Here is an 18,046-nt window from a genome sequence, read left to right on the forward strand (position 1 = left end):
CGCAAGTTGCGCTGTGAAGGCACCTTTGCTTACATCTTTCCTGTGCAAGCTCTGAGAAGATTTATCATGAATATCGTAGACCGCTTTCTGAACTACACACGCATTAACACAACAGCTGTGGCAAATGCGGGTACGCTGCCCTCCAGCGAGGGACAGACACAACTAGCGACATTACTTGCTGGTGAAATGCGCTCGCTTGGCTTAGAAGTCGAAGAGCGAGACCACTCAATTGTGGTGGGCACACTCGCCGCCAATGTTTCGAGCAAAAAACACGAGTTTCCCACGATTGCCTGGGTTGCGCATCTGGATACTTCTGCAGAATACTCAACAGATACGCGAGCGCATATTGTTGATTACAAAGGTGGCGACATCGTTCTTAACGACGAAACGAACGTTGTCATGCGTTTGAATGAGTTTCCAGAATTAGCCCATTATGTGGGTGATCGTATCATTGTGACCGACGGGACAAGTCTTCTCGGTGCTGACAATAAATCAGCTATAGCCGAAATCCTGGATGCAGTTCAGTATCTCACACAACATCCCGAAATTGAACACGGGCCGGTGAAAGTGGTTTTCGTTCCTGATGAAGAAATTGGACTCCTGGGCGCGAAGGCACTTGACGCAGCTTCATTGAACGCTGATTTCGCCTACACCCTCGATTGCTGTGCCATTGGAGAGATCGTGTATGAGAATTGGAACGCAGGGGAGTTCCGTATCACTTTTACGGGGGAACCGGCACATCCAATGTCTGCCAAAGGCAAGATGCAGAATTCAATCCTCTACGCACAACAGTTTATCGCTATGTTACCGGGCGGTGAGCGGCCGGAATATACGGAAGGGCGAGAGGGTTATTACTGGGTGAAGGGAATAGAAGGCACAGTCGCAAAGACAACTCTGACGATCGATATCCGTGACTTTACCAAAGAAGGATATGAGAACCGGCGCCAATTCATTGATAAGCTAGCCTCCGGCTTCAATCAGCTACACGGTAGACACATCGTTGATGTGCGTTACAAGCCGGTCTATCGTAACGTTGCGGAAAGCCTTGAAGGCAAAAACCGATACCCGGTTGAATTGGCGTTGAACGCTATGAGAACTATTGGCGTAGAACCAAAACCAGTACCCATGCGCGGCGGTTATGATGGTGCAGTTTTGTCAGAAAAGGGCGTACCATGTCCTAATCTCTTTTGTGGCGCGCATAACTTCCACTCAATATACGAGTTCTTACCTGTGAACTCGCTTCAGAAAGCATCCAAAATGGTGGTGGAGATTATCAAGACAGCCAGAAGACTTGGCTGACATACCCCCAAATCAAATCGGTGATTTAACGGCTGCTTCCTCATGGGGCAGCCGTTTATGTTGGCTCCTTTGACCACTGCGCTATCGTTACAAATTTCAGAGACGTCCTTGACCCCTGAAGTCAAATATTTGGCCTAAGTTAAGCGAAAAGTTACGTTCTTGACTAACCGTCAGACCTCACAGATTGCCGCCATCCTGCACAACATGCTGTTGCTGGTTGGGGTCTGGTAACTACGCTCTTTTATTGGTTATCGTAGTTGATTGATTTCAGGCCAAAAATCAGTGTATCGGTCGGTGAGGATTGGCGGACCGTTGTCGTGGCGATCGCCGGTGCGTTTCCAAATTCTGGTTGAACGTTCCTTACAAAATGATACGCTGACTGCACTCCAAACCTATGCTCCCTCGCCTTGTCTAAGGCGTTTCTGGTTATTGTGATCCAAATAGCCAGCTGTAGCGCATAGTTGAATTCTTGTGCTCCAATGTAACCATCTTGCTTGTTAAACAAGTCGCTGGCGTGGCTGTAACCGACATATATTCTACGCTTTCATTCGATCATTCATCCGTAACTTCGGTATTTGCAAAAGCAGCTTGCGATCACAAAACATGTCGATATAATCCGATTTCATCGACATGTCATTGTCACATGTCGCTAGCAACGACATATCCAATGCGTCATGTCGTCTAAATCAGGATTGATCGACATGCCGTTTCGTCCAGACCACCCCCATAACGACCTTCCATCGCTGCCTCCGAGAGAGGACATAGAGACGAAGGCCGTCCTAAAAGCATGCATCGCGGCCAGGGCCTCCCTCGCCGAACTTCGCGTGTCGGGACAGCTCATCCCCAATCAATCGGTCCTCATTAACTCGATTCCATTGCTTGAGGCGCAAGCGAGCTCGGAAATCGAGAATATAGTTACTACGACCGATCGGCTGTTCCGCTTCGCCAACGAGACTGGAGATCAGGCCGACCCTGCAACGAAAGAGGCGCTGCGGTATCGCAAGGCGCTAAATGAAGGATTCCAATCGCTCAGAGAGCGCCCGATTTCAACGTCCACTGCGGTAGCCATCTGCAGTAGGATAAAGGGGGTTGAACTCGACATCCGCTCGACACCCGGCACGGCGCTGATGAACGAAGCGACAGGCTTGGTGATTTACACTCCGCCAGAAGGACAGGAGTTGCTCCGAAACAAGCTAGCCAACTGGGAGCGTTATATTCATGAAGCCGAAGATATCGATCCATTGATCCGTCTTGCAGTAATGCACTACCAATTTGAAGCTATCCATCCCTTCATCGATGGCAACGGACGCACTGGCCGTGTCCTCAACCTGCTCTACCTTGTAGATAAAGGTCTTCTGGATATTCCAGTCCTTTATCTCAGCCGATACATTATCGACAACAAACGCGCCTATTATGATCGGCTACTGGCGGTAACAACGAAAGGATCCTGGGAGAACTGGATCCTTTATATGCTCGAAGCCGTCCGTGAGACTTCTGATTGGTCAACGGCCCGGATTCGCGCCATTCGTGATTTACTTGATCAGACCGCAGTACACATCCGCCGCGATCTCCCGAAGATCTACTCACGTGAACTGGCCGAAGTGATCTTCGTCAATCCTTACTGCCGGATCAGCGATCTTGTGGATGCCGGCATTGCGAAGCGTCAGGCCGCATCGGTCTACCTGAAGGCACTTGTTGACGCAGGCTTACTTGAAGAGGTGAAGGCTGGACGAGAAAACCTTTACATCAATCCTGGCCTGCTCGCGCTTCTTCGCGATCGGGCTCCTGCTCGGTTTGAGTAATGACCCTGAAAAACAAAGCCAGGCCTGATCGGCTATGCCCGTGTTTCAAAGGACGAGCAAAGTGTTCAACCAGCCTTTGCGTCAGACAAATGGCTTGAGGGCATAACTGAAGGCGCTGCTTAATGTTGCACTCCCGGTGCCTGATCATACGACTCCGAGCCGCCGCTGCACCGATCTCGCGATTTCCAGTTCAACCCGTCATGCAAAGATAGATGCAAACGATGCGCCCCGTCATGTGATCGTCGATAGCACTGGCGTGAAGACTTATAGTGATGGGCCTTCTTATGACAGCGACGCGCCAAAAGCGGACTGACACGCATGTTTTTGACTATGAGCCAGGCTCGTCAGCATTTTAACTATTCTTGATATTTATTCCCTGATTAAAACTCTTGTCAGCTGCAGTGAGCCCCGAAACTGCGAACAATACTTTTATATTGCGAGCAGTATATCTTTTCATCCCAGGCCAAATTTCCAATTTTCCGACCTCAATCGCAAGGCGCAAAGCTGGCCAGAATATTCCAGCGCTTTTCGAATACGCCCCCAGTTATGCCGGATGGGTGAAAGGGCAAAAGCTGATTACAAGACAACCAATTCTATCGCCCCTTTCAAGCTGTCACTTACCGGGCGATGCTATTACCGGTTCGTTTTAGCAATGGATAATTGATCGGTATCGGGCTTCGCGAGGTCCAGATTAAACTTGACAATTATAATCTAGTATTTATGCACTGAAGCTAGTACCAACGTTACGATGATTGGTTTTAGAGGCTGGTTCGGCTGCGGGCATTGAAATGGAAAAAGCGAAAGCTGAGCAGCTAGAGCTCTTGTATCGAAATGAGTATCGCCGCCTTGAGCGCATAGCCATGCGCAAAGTGAGCCCGTTTAACGCACCAGATGTCGTTCAGGATGTATTTGCCGCTCTTTGGGCTAAAGCCAAAGCGCATGTGACGCTTTCCCCTGCTTATCTTTCGCAAGCTACAAAGTTCGCAGCGATTAGTCGGTTTCGTTCAGAGCGTCGACGCCAGAATTTTTTGGATGGCTTGACCGAAGAACAATATGCATCCCCCGTTATTCTGCCGGACCAAATCGTTGCAGCGCGCGAAGATCTCAAGCGATTAGAAAATACAATTGCATCTTTGCCTCTGCGAACGCGGCAAATCTTTCTACTCAATCGAATGCGTGGCTGTACCTACGAGGAAATTGCTGTCGGATTGGAAATATCCTACAGCACGGTTGAGCGGGAAATGGCCAAGGCAATAATGGCATGTAAACATTCGCAATAGAATGTTGCATGGTTAAAGGATTAGGTTACTTGCTAATGGTAATATTGCCTCGGAAGTGAAGCGACTTCATGGAACGCCAAAAAATAACCGATAATCGAGATATTTCTCTTATCGAGAAAGAGGCTGTTGCATGGTTTACGCGTATCAATGGCAAACCGACGCGCAGAGAGAAACAGGATTTTGCTCAGTGGCTAGAGCTTAGTCCTCAACATTACGCAGCTTATGAAGAAGTAAGCGCATTATGGTTGGATATTGGTGCAGTTGCCAAGAACGCAGCCACGAATACCAATACTGATCTCGATCTTCCTATGAAAAAAATCGAGAATTTTCGCAGGAATAAATGGAAATCCAAGACAGGAGCCGTGATAGTCAGCGGCTTGTCAGTTTTTGTTCTTGGCACATGGATGTGGGTTAATGATCCAAACATAATCCAGAACCTGACTGCCGATTATATCACGTCCAAAGGTGAGCGTCGCCTTGTGACGTTGCAAGATGGATCAACGATCCTAATGAATGCGGATTCGGCATTTGATGCTGATATTTCATCTAATGCCCGGAGCATTCATCTTCTGCGCGGTAGCGCATATTTTACAGTTCAGAAAAACGGTGCGCCTTTTGTGGTGAGGGCTGGCAATGGCGAGGCCCGTGTATTGGGAACACAGTTTGACGTTATCATGAACGAAAATGACAATGTCACCGTCACACTTGCGGAAGGCAGTGTTGAAGTATCAGCCATTGATGAAGCTCAAAATGTTGTTCTCCAGCCCGGAGAAAGCGTTGAATATGACAAGGTTGGCCTTGGGAGCGTCGAGAAAGTAGACATTGCTGAGCGCATGGCATGGCATGAGGGCCGATTGATCTTTGAGAATGCGCGTCTGGGCGATGTTCTCTCTCAGATTGAACGATATTGGGATGGCCGCATTGTTGTTCTTTCTTCTGAGCTGAAAAACAAACGTGTCAGCGGCAATATTTCTCTCGATAAGACGGCGGCCACACTTGTAGCAATGCAAACATCTGTTGGATTTCCGATGACCAGCCTCGTGGGCAAGGTCATTCTCATTGGACCATAAAAATAATTTAGAAAAGTTTGCTTTTTTATGAGGTCCTTCCTGCTCCACTGGCGATAGCAATGTTGAGAGTGCTACAAAATTCATTGCACGTGATCGCGCAACTGACCGCCTCTCGCACATTGTTTTGTTGAGAGGGTATGATTATGGGCAAGGATTCAAGCCGCAGAAGATTAGTTGTTCTTCTGACATCGACGGTTTTGACTGCGACTATTACAGCTGGTGCCTTGAATCGTGCAGCATTTGCGCAGACAGCAGAACAGACGTATCAGTTTAACGTCCCTGCCAAGCCCATTCGCCAGGCAATGAATGATATTGTTCGTGTCACAGGCATTGATGTCGTGTTTCCTGAAACTGGCGCAGCCGCTGCTATGGGGCGTCCTGTCAGGGGAACAATGACGCCCCAGCAGGCTGTAGCAGCGTTGCTATCGGGAACAGGGTTATCGCATAAGTTTACGAGTGCCAAAACCGTTGCAATTTCGGACCCGACGATGGGATCTGCGCTACAAAGCGCGCCGTCCGCCGATGGCACAACGGTTCTCAACACAATTACGGTGAGCGGCGGTCAAGGTGCATTGGGTAGCTATGATGATACCTACAAATCCGCCGGCTCTGTTGCTTACATATCGAGCGAAGAAATAGAGCAGAAAAGGGGTAGTTCCGTTGGGGATTTTATCGGGGGAATACCCGGTGTCCTCAATGGGGATAGCCGGAATTCCGGTGCGCTTGATGTCAATATTCGTGGCATGCAGGGTCAAGGCCGTGTACCCGTTATCATTGATGGCGCTTCTCAAGAACAAACAGTTTATCGCGGTTACAATGGTGCGCGGTCGGGCAGCTATGTTGACCCAGACCTGATTGGCGAAGTTGCAATCGAAAAAGGCGCAAGCTCAGGTGCTGACGCCACGGGCGCAATCGGTGGCATCGTTCGTATGCAGACGATTTCAGCGGATGACATTTTGCTTCCCGGAAGACAGTTCGGTGTACGTTTGCGCGGAGGCTTTAATAGCAATAGCACTTCCGTACCGGCAGTTCTCACTCAAGGCGGTATGTTAGGCGGTCGTTTTCCTGAGGGCACAACACCGGTAGTACGCGATGGCGGCAATATGGATCGGCCCGGTTTGTTTGACCCTACAGGCGGAAACGGCAGCATTGCAGGCGCCTTTACCTCCGAAAACGTCGATTTGGTTGCGGCTTATGCACGGCGTAAAAATGGCAATTATTTTTCCGGCGAACACGGCAAGGGGCAACCACACTTCGTCGATCTGGGAACTGATTACGGCTATCAGACAATTGGTTACGAAGGCCTGTCTCCCTGGAAGGGTGGCGAGGAAATCCTCAATACCTCTACTGATAATAAATCACTGTTGTTTAAAGGAAATTTCCGGTTCGGAGATGATCATGCGATTGAGTTGAGCTATATGGACTTTGATAGTACCTATGGTGAAATCATGCCGACGCGTCTTGGCACTCACACCAGTGCTGTCGGGGGGTATCAGTCGGAACTTGACAAGCTCGATCTTAAAACCTGGACAGCTCGCTATCGTTGGGACCCGGAAAGTGACTTGATTAATCTCAAGGTCGATCTATTCCGCACAGACATGGACCACCGTGCCACCAACTTACTGACTGTGAGTGGGATCACCACAGAAAGTTACAGCTGGTCTCAGACCGTTCGTGACGGTGTGACGGTTTCAAATGAAAGTAAAATTGACGTCGTCCCTGGAGACTTTAAGCTTGAATATGGTGGAGCCTGGCAGCATGAAAAAGTTGGCCTGCCGGATGGCTATGAAAATGATAAATGGACCATCAATCACATTGAATTCCCGCCCCGAACAGGTTCCAGAACCCAAAAGAGTGCGTTCCTAAACTCGAATTGGGAAATCAATTCTCAATGGCAGTTGAAGACTGGCCTTCGTTATTCAGATTATAAGACCACAGATCACAACTACACTCTCAACGCACTGACCTTTTGGCCAAATGCGACATATGAGTTAGTTCCCGGACAGCACACGGACCGGTCGGGACATGGCTGGTCGAAGAACATTTCGCTTAGCTGGACACCAACCGACAGCATTCAGCTCTATGGGCGTTATTCTGATGCAATCAGATTGCCGACTATATTTGAATCAATCAAAGGCTTCTCGACGGGTTTGATGCCCGATGAACTGTTGCCAGAGCGCGCCAAGACGTTTGAAATAGGTGCCAATAAGTCTTTCGAAAATGTCATATCCGAAAATGATCTGCTTCGAACACATATTGTATATTATGATAACGATATTGATAATTATCTCACGCGTTCAAATGTGCCTTATAATATCCCCGGCGGCACAAGCGTGATCGGTTCGCTGGGCATGGTCAACCTGGAGAATGCGCGCATGTCGGGCATTGAGGTGAGTGCGGACTATGAACGTGGACCACTGTCGGCGAGACTGTCTTGGAACCATGCAATTAAGTCTCGGTTCTGTGCAAAGCCCGGCACTCTTCACAGGATTGATAATTTGTGCACAGAGGGCGGTTTTGCCAACAGTTACGCATTACAACATGTTCCACCAAAGGACACCGTTTCGATGCAGATGACTTACAAAATGTTCGAGGAACGTCTCACCTTAGGGACACGCGTAAGCTATTACTCAAACCGTTTTGTGAAGACAAAGGTAGCATCAACAAGTGAAATTCAGCCCGGCAACTGGAATCCGTACACGCTCGTTGATGTCTTCGGCAGTTACAAGTTCAATGAATCCAAGCAAATTGATTTTGCAATCGATAACCTGACGGACCGTTACTATATGGATGCGATTAACGCCGCACTCATGCCCGGCCCTGGACGTACGTTCAGGCTGAACATGACGGCAAAATTCTAACGATATAGAGTGAAATATGCGGGACATATCTGCGCTTAAAAGCAAGATTGTCCCGTAATATTATGACAACTCTCAGGAGTAGCTTACAAGTGGCAGGCAAAGTTTCCTGCAATCTGTATAAGAAGGAATAGACGCTCATATGCGACTTGTCTCTTGTCAAGCACCTTTGAACGGCTCGATCTATTCTATAGTACTTTCGGTATTTGTGTGGGTACCACAGTGATCATCGGTTCAACCGTTATAACTGACTTATTACCGTATCCTAAACACAGTCAGCGTCTATAGTGATGCATCGCCTTGTCTGGCTCTATCCCCTACTCCCAATAGCGTTGTATCCCCGGACAACTTTAAGTCGTCCGGGGATTGATTGTTTTAGCTATTGGGACTTACCACTTAACACGCAGGTCAGTCGTTTCTTTGTAGGAGTAAAACTGTCGCCAAAATGACTGAAGCTCGTATTCACTGAAGCTCACCAGAGATCAAGTATTTGTCATCGTTCCAATTATTGGAACCATTTAACCCGAGACCACGCCAAAAGCGCTCGCTTCTGTTGGTGAAGCTCACTTCACTCCCATTCACCTTCGTGCCATTGAGGAATTCATTATAAATATTGGCAATGCCATAAACCGCAGAGCGGTTCGTCAAGCCTTTCGTGTTCCACTCTAAATACGCGGCGCGCACACCAACCCGAGTACGCAACCTCGTCTCACGCTCACGACAGGCATCCTTCGTCAGCTCCCTGTTAAAAGGTCTCTGACGCGTATCTGCTCACAACCGGTGTAAGCCTCTACCATAGCACTAGCTTCACCCTTGATGGCCAGTTATTGATACTTATAGACACGCTTGCATCTAGTGCTTTTGTAATGCACTTTAATTGTACAAGCCCGCAAACGATGTAAGATCATATCCATGTCAAAGTTGCAGCCACCAAGCTCTCACCCTCTTCCCCAACGCCTCATTGGCTATGCGCGCGTATCGCCAGTGGACAATCAGGTTCATGACACACAAATGGATGAGCTGCGCTCTGCCAGGTGCAACCGGATTTTCGAAGAGCAAGGATCTGGCGCAGTGAGGGACCGCCCGGTTCTGACCAGACTACTCTCAGAACTTGCCGCAGGTGATGTACTCGTCGTTGTTAGCCTTGACAGGATAGCTATGTCGCTCGGCCATCTTCTTGAGATGCTCGAAAAGCTTGCGCAACGGGGCATCCACTTTCGATCCATCCACGACCCAATCGATACATCAACACCGCAAGGTATGCTTGCGCTGGAAATCCTGCGCTCTGTTATAGAACTTGAACGCAGACTTGCTGCTGAGCGATCGAAAGCCGGGATAAAGGCTGCGAAGCTACGCGGCAAGCTTCCGGGAAATCCAGGACTACGAGAACGCAAACCAGAGGCGATCAGGGCAGTTTCACAAGCACGCGACAAGCGCTATCTTGATGAGCTGCTCGCTTCAGCGCCGACATGGCTGCCGGTCGTACAGCAACTGCGCCCCACCCATGGCTGGGACAATGTGGTTGAGGTGCTTAATCGCCAAGGTCAGGACTGGACGATTGAGCGTTTGCGCCGCGCCGTGCATCGTCTGGTTCGGGAGAACATGGCAGACCAAAAACTTCTTATCCGGTCCACCCGCCGCATACCGGCCAATCGGTTGATGAAACTGGTCGCTGCAATCACGATCGCTGATCCAAAATTATCGCTACGCGATATTGCAGCACAGCTTGATAAACTAGGAGAGAAGCCAGTGCGTGGAGGACGCAAATGGCAACCTTCATCTGTTCGCAATCTCCTTGATGATGCGCATCGCTTCGGCCTCATTCCCCGCTAAGCATCTCGCTGGTCGGTCAATCAGACAGACCGCCCGCCCCAACCGGGCAATTTTATTGCTTGATCTTCTGCCCGACACATCCTCTCCTGCCAGCTGGTTGTCAGGAGAGATTATGATGCAAACTTTTCTTTTCGCCTGCGCGCCATACTTTACTTGAGCAGAAGACAACCAGCGCAGTGGGAAGAGAGACATGTCTTATCAAAAATCCTTGAAGGGGGCTGCCCTCGCATTCTCCATTTTCGCCAGTGCGACAGCGATGTTCGCGGGTATGGCTCAAGCACAGGTCGTGGTTTCGTCCAAAATCGACACCGAAGGCGGTGTTCTGGGCAACATCATTCTCTTGATGCTCAACGCCAACGGCATTGAAACCACAGATCGAATTCAACTTGGTGCAACGCCCGTTGTGCGTCAGGCTATCACGGCGGGCGAAATCGACATTTATCCGGAATATACCGGCAATGCTGCTTTCTTCTTCAACAAGGCGGATGATCCCCTCTGGAAGGACGCTGCGAAAGCTTTTGAGACGGCAAAAAAGCTGGATTACGATGCCAATAAGATTGTCTGGCTTGCCCAATCGCCTGCCAACAACACGTGGGGCATCGCCATTCGCAAAGATGTGGCGGAGGCAGGCAAACTTGCAAACCTCAGCGATTTCGGGAAATATGCCGCTGATGGCGGCAAGGTGGTGCTTGCGGCATCGTCCGAATTTGTAAACTCAGCGGCAGCTTTGCCCGCCTTTCAGACGGCCTATGCTTTTACTCTCAAGCCCGACCAGTTGATTACGCTTTCGGGAGGTGACACGGCAGCAACGATTGCAGCGGCAGCCAACCAGACCAGTGGTGCCAATGCTGCCATGGTTTATGGAACAGATGGCGGTATCGCGCCTTCCGGCCTTGTTGTTCTTGAAGACGACAAGCATGTGCAGCCAGTCTATCAGCCAGCGCCGATTATTCGCGAAGAGGTTTTGAAAAAGAACCCGAAAATTGAAGAGCTTTTAAAGCCGGTCTTTGAAAAGCTCGATCTCACCACGCTTCAGGATTTGAATGGTCGCGTGCAGCTTGGTGGCGAACCTGCAAAAGCTGTCGCGGAGGATTTCCTCAAGAAAAATGGCTTCATTCAATGAGTCTTCACGCTGACAGGACCGCGTAATTTTGTCAGACATCATCACGAAAGATCGTTCTGCCTATAACGGCAGATTGCATGTCTTTGACAAGCTTGGGCTGGCCTTCGCTCTTTTGAGCGGAGCAAGTTTTGCTTTGCCTTTTGCTCTTTTTCGAGCCAATCGCATTGTGCAGGGCGAGGGGCAATATCTGCTCGATGCTTTACCGACTATGGCTTCCGCATTGCTTGTTGCAGCCATCGTACTTGGTATGATCGTTGCGATTTTTGTCCGTCGGCCAGCGCTCAGGCTTATGGCGAGTAGTATTTTGCTTGCAGTTCTGCTCGTGATGATCGGCATGTCCGCCTCATATCTCTCACCCGATGGCAACTCATATGCACGCGTGTCGCCAGCGTCGGGTTTCTGGCTGCTGCTTTTCGCGAGCGCTCTTTATGTTGCCGACAGTCTCGTGCGTCTTAACGTGCGCCCGTCGTTGCGCATAGGATTGCTGCTTATAGCAACGCTTCTTTTTGCTATGTTATTGGGTTCCGGGCTCTGGGACGATATTTCTTTCATAAAGGAATATCAAAGCCGCGCAGACAGCTTCTGGAACGAAGCTCAACGTCATGTCGCTCTGGCGCTGGGATCGCTGATTGCGGCAACCATCATTGGCATTCCCATCGGGCTGATGTGCTATCGACTGCCACGCGTTCGGGCCTCGGTTCTCAACAGCCTTAACATCGTCCAGACAATTCCCTCCATGGCGCTTTTTGGCCTGTTGATCGCACCAATGGGTTGGCTTGCCGTTCAATTTCCCTGGGCCGGGCAGCTCGGCATTCGCGGCATTGGAGCAGCACCAGCGTTCGTGGCACTGTTTCTCTATTCGCTTCTGCCTATCGTCGCCAATACGGTTTCCGGCCTCACCAATGTGCCTGACGCCATAACTGACGCTGCGCGCGGCATGGGCATGACACGGCTGCAACGTCTGTTCAAAACGGAGTTTCCCTTGGCCTTTCCCGTTATCCTCACCGGCATCCGTATCGTGATGGTGCAGAATATCGGGCTGACGACCATCGCAGCCCTGATTGGAGGCGGGGGATTTGGTGTGTTTGTTTTTCAGGGCATCGGACAGACCGCCATGGATCTGGTGCTGCTGGGCGCGCTCCCGACAGTTCTGCTGGCCTTTGCCGCGGGCGTCATTCTTGACGCCGTTATTCAGATAGCCAGAGGGCAGACCGCATGATCGAATTCGACCAGATAACCAAACGCTACAATGGCCGTGCGGCGGTTGATAATGTGAACTTCATGGTCGAGCCGCGCAGCATTGCAGTCATTGTAGGAACATCGGGTTCTGGCAAAACGACATTGCTGCGCATGGTCAATCGGCTCGTAGAGCCCGATGCAGGTGAAATCCGCATTGATGGCAGAAGCAATCACGATAAACCCGGCCATGAACTACGCCGGCGTATCGGTTATGTCATCCAGCAACATGGACTTTTTCCGCATCGGTCTGTTGCGAGCAATATCGGCACGGTTCCCGCGCTGCTTGGCTGGACAAAAAGCCGTACTAACGCCCGTATCGATGAATTGCTCGATCTGTTTCAGCTCGAACCCAGGGACTATCGCGATCGTTATCCGCACGAGCTTTCCGGCGGTCAGGCGCAGCGTGTCGGCGTTGCACGCGCCCTTGCAGCAGGACCGAATATTTTGCTGATGGATGAACCTTTCGGTGCACTGGACCCAGTGATCCGGACCAAAGCGCAGGAAGACCTCAAAGCCATTCAAAAACGGCTCGGGACGACTATTCTGCTGGTGACCCACGATATGGAAGAAGCCATTTCACTTGGCGATCATATTGCGGTGATGGATGAAGGCAAGCTGCTGCAATATGGCACTCCGGCAGAAATTCTCGCGCATCCTGCAACGGAATTCGTCGAAAAGCTCGTCGGCACTGGCGAGCGGCCTTTCCGGTTACTGTCCCTGGCGAACCTCAAAACTGTGCTTCAATCGGGTGAAGCTTCGGGCGCGCCCATTGTCGTCAGCGCATCGCAGCGCGACGCACTCGCAGAGCTTTTGTGGTCAGGAAGAAGTGCACTGCCGGTTCAGGATCATGATGGCAGGCTATTGGGCCGCGTGACGCTGGAAAAGCTTCTCCATGAAGCCGAGCGCCCCGCATGAAACTGGCTTTGTCACTCACGCCTCGTTTATTGCTTTTGCTGGTGTTGCTGCTGTTTCTCTCGCAGCCGCATCTGTTCGAACCGCTGTTGCGACCACTTGTGAGTGAAGGAACGCCCGTCATTTATGATCGTGCAAACCTGATGACGCTGACACTTCAGCATGTGGGGCTTGTTGCGGCTGCAACATTCGCATCCGCTTTGATTGCCATTGCAATGGCAATCGCCGTCACCCGCTCATGGGGAGCCGAGTTTTTGCCGCTATCGCGGAGCCTCGTGAATATCGGGCAAACATTTCCGCCCGTTGCGGTGCTGGCACTCTCAGTTCCGGTTTTTGGCTTTGGGGACAAGCCAACGCTGATTGCACTGTTTCTTTATGGAATGCTTCCGATATTCGAAAACACATTAACCGGCCTGACAACGCTGCCCTCGCCCGTTGTGGAAGCAGCCCGCGGCATGGGTATGACGACCGGCCAGCGCCTTGTGAAGATCGAAATCCCGCTGGCAAGCCCGGTTATTCTTGCGGGCATCAGGCTATCCGCGGTCATCGGGCTGGCCACCGCAACCATTGGCTCGACAGTCGCTGCAAAAACGCTTGGTGAAGTGATTATCGCAGGACTGATCTCCAACAACATCGCTTTTGTACTGCAAGGCGGTATGGTCGTTGCGGCACTTGCAATTCTCATATTCGACGCCTTTCAGGCCATCGAACACTATCTTTTAAAGCGAATGAGGCAGTGACGCTTCGATATATGTTTTTCCTTAAACAAAGAAATAAATCAAAAGATAGGTAATTTAAGCCCATTCCTTAGCAGGAAAAGCTATAATTCTCCAAACTCAATGACGACGTCAGGTAAAGAATGCGCCTTGGTTGCCCGGGTGCGCCCGTGAAGACACGGTATTGCGACCACCGGCTGAAAACATCAATGGGGAGTTTCGGCTCCCCTACCCTCAAAATTTCACTCAACTGAAATCATTGACTTAAATCTTCGGGCACTATCTCCCTAATCAGAGAAGCCGTCGAAATAGGAATGTCTGATGCCTGACTTAAAATCCAAGAAAACCTATATTGCTACTGCCGCAACCGTATTCCTTGCACTATCTATGCAGCCATCATTTGCTTCAAGTGACGATGCCTGGAAAGAATTCCAGCAGGATGTGAAGAAAGCATGCACTAAAGCCGCCAGCGCAAATATGAAGGTTAAAGCGACCAAGGTCGATCCGTTTGGATCCGAGACATATGGCTATGCCATTATCAATGGCTTTGAAAAGGGCAACAAAACTGAGCAACAGGTTATCTGTGTCTATGACAAGAAGTCTAAAAAAGTTGAGATCAGCGGCTTCTTCAAAAAGTAGTCCGAGACCAATTCATCTCAGACATCAAAGCTTCTGAGAGATCAGGAGCTTTTTTATTACCCCTTTCCTGCTCTTCATTTTATATTATTGAAAACACTGCCAATTCGCGATTTCTGCCGGCTAATCCCATCAGTTTGTGTCATTCATAGAACGAGCTCACACTGTATCTCTAAGCATTTTCACAAGGAGATACATTGATGCAATTTATAGTCGGAAACCAGGGTACTTTAGAAAAATTTCATTACTCAAATGCTGGATTTCAACACGAGATCAGCTTTAACCGTGCGCATGTTTTCTCAAAAAACTTATATGATGGCGGCAAAAAATCACGCAGAAGATCATGATTTCAGTTTATACAGCGGACGTGGTCTGGAGTGTTACTAAATCATTCAAAGACATTGAAGAGATCGAGCGTGGAACTGCTAAGACGTTAGCTAAAGCTGTTAATGCCTGCGAACAAAACGCCACTGTTATGTTGTGCAATATTAAACCAGAAGATTTTATGGATTATATCAATCACGAATTCGAGCATAATCAGCCGATATCGGTCTACAGTCATTTTGCGATCTCAATGATGGCTTTCACGATTGCAGTAATTCTATCTGAGGTCTTTGGCTTTATTGTTGGGCAGACACCCGGTTGACTTGGGAAATCCCGCTTATCAGAAAAATGGAGAGCGCTCCTTCTCCCAATCTTCTCCTACTCGTTCGTAATTGCGATTGGATTAGGCGATCATCGATAATCTGTGACAGAAACTAACTCGTACAAACCGTTGTCAGCCGTACAAATTGAATTTACTTATATAGAACAATTAGTTGATGATAATCCGTTAAATTTCAATGATCCAACCGTTTCAATTTCACACAACTAACGAAATTGCGTTAACCTTCTGTTAACCTTAAAGTTGTTGCGAGGATTTCGGAATCGGTTCATACAGTATCGATAATTTACTTATGTGAACAAAATAATCGCTACTCAAGGGTTCCGACAATGGATATCGCTTCATCACCGAAACAGCATTTCGCTAAGACGATCTTAGCGCAAGGTGAAGAAATCTCAAGTCGTCTGGATAACCTTCGTCAGCGTAAGTTTCCTCCTCACGCTCAGAAAAATTTACGCCAATTTTCGATCGCTGAAGTTTCAAACTTCATCGGCGTATCTCAAAGCTATATCAAGAAATTACATCTTGAAGGTAAAGGCGGCGTTGAGCCTGAAACCTCGGCAACTGGTCGGCGTTCTTACACAGCTCAACAGATGCACGATCTTCAAAATTATCTTGAGCGCTCACCTCGCCGCAGACCTGGTGATCCTTTGAAGGTTATCTCTGTAGTCAATTTTAAAGGTGGAAGCGGCAAGACGACTACTGCTGCTCATTTAGCCCAACACCTGGCGCTGACTGGTCACAGAACTCTTGCTATCGATCTCGATCCACAGGCTTCTCTGACTGCTCTGCACGGCATCCAGCCAGAACTTGATCGCAATCTTTCTTATTATGACAGCCTGCGATATGATGACGAACGAAAACATCTTTCAGAAGTCATACAGAAAACCAACTTCCCACTACTCGACATCGTTCCTGCAAATTTGGAACTGCAAGAATACGAGTATGATACCCCGCTTGCTATGCAACAGAATCCTGCTGCAGGCAGAACCTTCTATACCCGTATCGGGGAAACGCTTGCTGAAGTTGACGACCAATATGATGTCGTCGTTATCGATTGCCCTCCGCAGCTTGGTTATCTGACGCTGACTGCTTTGACAGCATCAACATCAGTTTTGATCACTGTTCATCCGCAGATGCTCGACCTCATGTCCATGAGCCAGTTTCTGCTTATGCTCGGCGGCATTCTGACAACGATTGAATCAGCTGGTGTCAAAGTTGAACTGGATTGGTTCTCATATCTCGTCACTCGTTTTGAGCCTACTGATATTCCGCAGGCGCAGATGGTTGGCTTCATGCAGTCTATGTTTGTTGAGCAGATGCTGAAGAATTCAATGGTAAAATCGACAGCTGTATCGGATGCAGGTCTCACTAAGCAGACAATGTATGAAGTCGAAAGAAGCTCAATGACGCGCTCTACCTATGATCGCGCTATGGAATCTCTTGAAGCTGTCAATTCAGAAATCACACATCAAATCCACAAATCCTGGGGTCGTAGTTGATTGTCAGCCGTACACTTTCCAAAACGGCAATGAAAACAACTAACTGAAGCGAAATGGATATAAAAATGGCACGCAAAGACATCTTCTTAGACCTCACCTCTCCTGCTCCGGAGCGCGATAAGGAAAGTGGATCTTCTAACTATGCGATGCGGGGTGCCACCAAATCCATGCTTTCGTCTATTGGTGAATTATCAGCGCAGGCCGCTCGTGCAGACAGGCTTCTGGAAGGTGCATCTGTTGTCGAACTTGATACAAACCTCGTTGACACTTCGTTTGTGTCTGACCGCATGTCTGGAAGTGATGAAGCCTACACCGAACTCCTCGAAGCTATTCGTGAACGCGGACAAGACACCCCAATTTTAGTTCGTCCTCATCCTGAAGACGAGAACCGCTATATGGTTGTCTTTGGGCATCGCCGTTTACGTGTTGCTAAAGAACTCGGAAAGCCTGTTAAAGCTGTCATCAAGAAGCTGGATGATGCCGTTCATGTAATCGCACAGGGACAAGAAAACTCTGCACGAGACAACCTGTCTTTCATTGAAAAGGCCGTCTTTGCTCAAAAGCTTATCGATCTCGGATATGAACGTGAAGTTGTCCAAGCCGCTCTTTCGACCGACAACCCAATGCTTACCCGCATGCTGTCAGTAACTAAACGGGTTCCAGCTTCCATCATCGAAGCTATCGGATCAGCAAAGAATGTAGGCCGTGATCGTTGGATTGATTTCGGAGCGCAGTATGAGAAGGCAGGGGAGGGGTGCCTTGGCGACTTAATCACTTTACCTGAATTCACTGCAATTGAGCAATCAGATGACAAATTCTCAAAGGCTTATGCGCTTCTAAAAGCCGCGAACAAGCCCGCTTCGAAAAAGAAGAGACTGGAGACTGCGGCAAAGTCCTGGAGATCCAAAGATTCATCAGTTGCGTTCTCGATGAATCGGAAGCCTAAGAAGACATCAATCGAGCTAACTGACGCAAATGCAGGAGAGTTCGGTGACTTTATATCTACCCGTTTGGACTCTCTGTTTGATGAGTTTGAGCAAATGAAAAAAACACGAACCGGAGACTAAACCGCAAAAGAAAAAAGCCCCCAAGACGTTTCCGTCGTGAGAGCC

Annotated in this window: 14 protein-coding genes and 1 pseudogene; all 15 read left to right on the forward strand. The window is 49.2% G+C overall.

The genetic code is table 11. The annotated features are described in order from the left end of the window. Positions 1 to 66: 66 nt before the first annotated feature. The 15 genes and pseudogenes from pepT (at position 67) to repB (ending at position 18,001) form a co-directional block, all read left to right on the forward strand. Positions 67 to 1,299, forward strand: a complete 1,233-nt coding sequence (gene pepT / locus ACOZHT_RS21525) for a peptidase T (protein ID WP_421566540.1) — start codon at positions 67 to 69, stop codon at positions 1,297 to 1,299. Positions 1,300 to 1,973: 674 nt separating this feature from the next. Further along, a complete protein-coding gene (fic, locus tag ACOZHT_RS21530; protein ID WP_339514964.1) occupies positions 1,974 to 3,101 on the forward strand; it encodes a protein adenylyltransferase Fic in 1,128 nt (375 codons plus the stop codon). Positions 3,102 to 3,159: 58 nt separating this feature from the next. Continuing rightward, a pseudogene (locus ACOZHT_RS21535) lies at positions 3,160 to 3,378 on the forward strand (transposase); the annotation flags it as partial. A gap of 511 nt (positions 3,379 to 3,889) precedes the next feature. Then, positions 3,890 to 4,381, forward strand: a complete 492-nt coding sequence (locus ACOZHT_RS21540; protein ID WP_339514962.1) for an RNA polymerase sigma factor — start codon at positions 3,890 to 3,892, stop codon at positions 4,379 to 4,381. A gap of 68 nt (positions 4,382 to 4,449) precedes the next feature. Then, complete coding sequence (locus ACOZHT_RS21545) at positions 4,450 to 5,451, forward strand: FecR family protein (RefSeq protein ID WP_421566541.1); 1,002 nt, start codon at positions 4,450 to 4,452, stop codon at positions 5,449 to 5,451. A gap of 143 nt (positions 5,452 to 5,594) precedes the next feature. Then, positions 5,595 to 8,312: a TonB-dependent receptor domain-containing protein gene (locus ACOZHT_RS21550; RefSeq protein ID WP_421566542.1), complete on the forward strand. Its 2,718-nt coding sequence runs from the start codon at positions 5,595 to 5,597 to the stop codon at positions 8,310 to 8,312. A 909-nt stretch (positions 8,313 to 9,221) separates the two neighbouring features. Further along, on the forward strand, positions 9,222 to 10,142 hold the full coding sequence (locus ACOZHT_RS21555) for a recombinase family protein (RefSeq protein ID WP_421566543.1): 921 nt from the start codon (positions 9,222 to 9,224) through the stop codon (positions 10,140 to 10,142). Positions 10,143 to 10,332: 190 nt separating this feature from the next. Beyond that, a complete protein-coding gene (locus ACOZHT_RS21560) occupies positions 10,333 to 11,265 on the forward strand; it encodes a glycine betaine ABC transporter substrate-binding protein OsmF (RefSeq protein WP_339514954.1) in 933 nt (310 codons plus the stop codon). A gap of 25 nt (positions 11,266 to 11,290) precedes the next feature. Beyond that, entirely contained in the window at positions 11,291 to 12,484 is a 1,194-nt protein-coding gene (locus tag ACOZHT_RS21565) for an ABC transporter permease (RefSeq protein WP_421566580.1), read from the forward strand. Then, positions 12,481 to 13,419, forward strand: coding sequence for an ABC transporter ATP-binding protein (locus ACOZHT_RS21570; protein WP_339514950.1), 939 nt, complete (start codon positions 12,481 to 12,483; stop codon positions 13,417 to 13,419). The genes ACOZHT_RS21565 and ACOZHT_RS21570 overlap by 4 nt, the downstream gene beginning before the upstream one ends. Beyond that, positions 13,416 to 14,156 (forward strand): ABC transporter permease, encoded by a 741-nt coding sequence (locus tag ACOZHT_RS21575; protein ID WP_339514948.1) that lies wholly within the window; start codon positions 13,416 to 13,418, stop codon positions 14,154 to 14,156. The genes ACOZHT_RS21570 and ACOZHT_RS21575 overlap by 4 nt, the downstream gene beginning before the upstream one ends. A gap of 297 nt (positions 14,157 to 14,453) precedes the next feature. After that, entirely contained in the window at positions 14,454 to 14,771 is a 318-nt protein-coding gene (locus tag ACOZHT_RS21580) for a hypothetical protein (protein WP_310015791.1), read from the forward strand. Positions 14,772 to 15,111: 340 nt separating this feature from the next. After that, positions 15,112 to 15,414 carry a hypothetical protein gene (locus ACOZHT_RS21585; protein WP_339514944.1) on the forward strand — a complete coding sequence of 101 codons (303 nt, stop codon included), beginning with the start codon at positions 15,112 to 15,114 and terminating at the stop codon, positions 15,412 to 15,414. A 347-nt stretch (positions 15,415 to 15,761) separates the two neighbouring features. Next, positions 15,762 to 16,934, forward strand: coding sequence for a plasmid partitioning protein RepA (gene repA / locus ACOZHT_RS21590; RefSeq protein WP_339514942.1), 1,173 nt, complete (start codon positions 15,762 to 15,764; stop codon positions 16,932 to 16,934). Positions 16,935 to 16,999: 65 nt separating this feature from the next. Further along, a complete protein-coding gene (gene repB, locus ACOZHT_RS21595; RefSeq protein ID WP_421566544.1) occupies positions 17,000 to 18,001 on the forward strand; it encodes a plasmid partitioning protein RepB in 1,002 nt (333 codons plus the stop codon). Positions 18,002 to 18,046 lie beyond the last annotated feature (45 nt).

Origin of the sequence: Ochrobactrum sp. EDr1-4, from assembly GCF_049199085.1 — a bacterium.
Lineage (GTDB): Bacteria > Pseudomonadota > Alphaproteobacteria > Rhizobiales > Rhizobiaceae > Brucella.

Bases quoted from the DNA above. Each gene is read 5' to 3' on its own strand.
- pepT (WP_421566540.1), top strand. From the start codon at position 67: ATGAATATCGTAGACCGCTTTCTGAACTACACACGCATTAACACAACA.
- ACOZHT_RS21580 (WP_310015791.1), top strand. From the start codon at position 14,454: ATGCCTGACTTAAAATCCAAGAAAACCTATATTGCTACTGCCGCAACC.
- fic (WP_339514964.1), top strand. From the start codon at position 1,974: ATGTCGTCTAAATCAGGATTGATCGACATGCCGTTTCGTCCAGACCAC.
- ACOZHT_RS21575 (WP_339514948.1), top strand. From the start codon at position 13,416: ATGAAACTGGCTTTGTCACTCACGCCTCGTTTATTGCTTTTGCTGGTG.
- ACOZHT_RS21560 (WP_339514954.1), top strand. From the start codon at position 10,333: ATGTCTTATCAAAAATCCTTGAAGGGGGCTGCCCTCGCATTCTCCATT.
- ACOZHT_RS21555 (WP_421566543.1), top strand. From the start codon at position 9,222: ATGTCAAAGTTGCAGCCACCAAGCTCTCACCCTCTTCCCCAACGCCTC.
- ACOZHT_RS21550 (WP_421566542.1), top strand. From the start codon at position 5,595: ATGGGCAAGGATTCAAGCCGCAGAAGATTAGTTGTTCTTCTGACATCG.
- repB (WP_421566544.1), top strand. From the start codon at position 17,000: ATGGCACGCAAAGACATCTTCTTAGACCTCACCTCTCCTGCTCCGGAG.
- repA (WP_339514942.1), top strand. From the start codon at position 15,762: ATGGATATCGCTTCATCACCGAAACAGCATTTCGCTAAGACGATCTTA.
- ACOZHT_RS21545 (WP_421566541.1), top strand. From the start codon at position 4,450: ATGGAACGCCAAAAAATAACCGATAATCGAGATATTTCTCTTATCGAG.
- ACOZHT_RS21540 (WP_339514962.1), top strand. From the start codon at position 3,890: ATGGAAAAAGCGAAAGCTGAGCAGCTAGAGCTCTTGTATCGAAATGAG.
- ACOZHT_RS21585 (WP_339514944.1), top strand. From the start codon at position 15,112: ATGATTTCAGTTTATACAGCGGACGTGGTCTGGAGTGTTACTAAATCA.
- ACOZHT_RS21570 (WP_339514950.1), top strand. From the start codon at position 12,481: ATGATCGAATTCGACCAGATAACCAAACGCTACAATGGCCGTGCGGCG.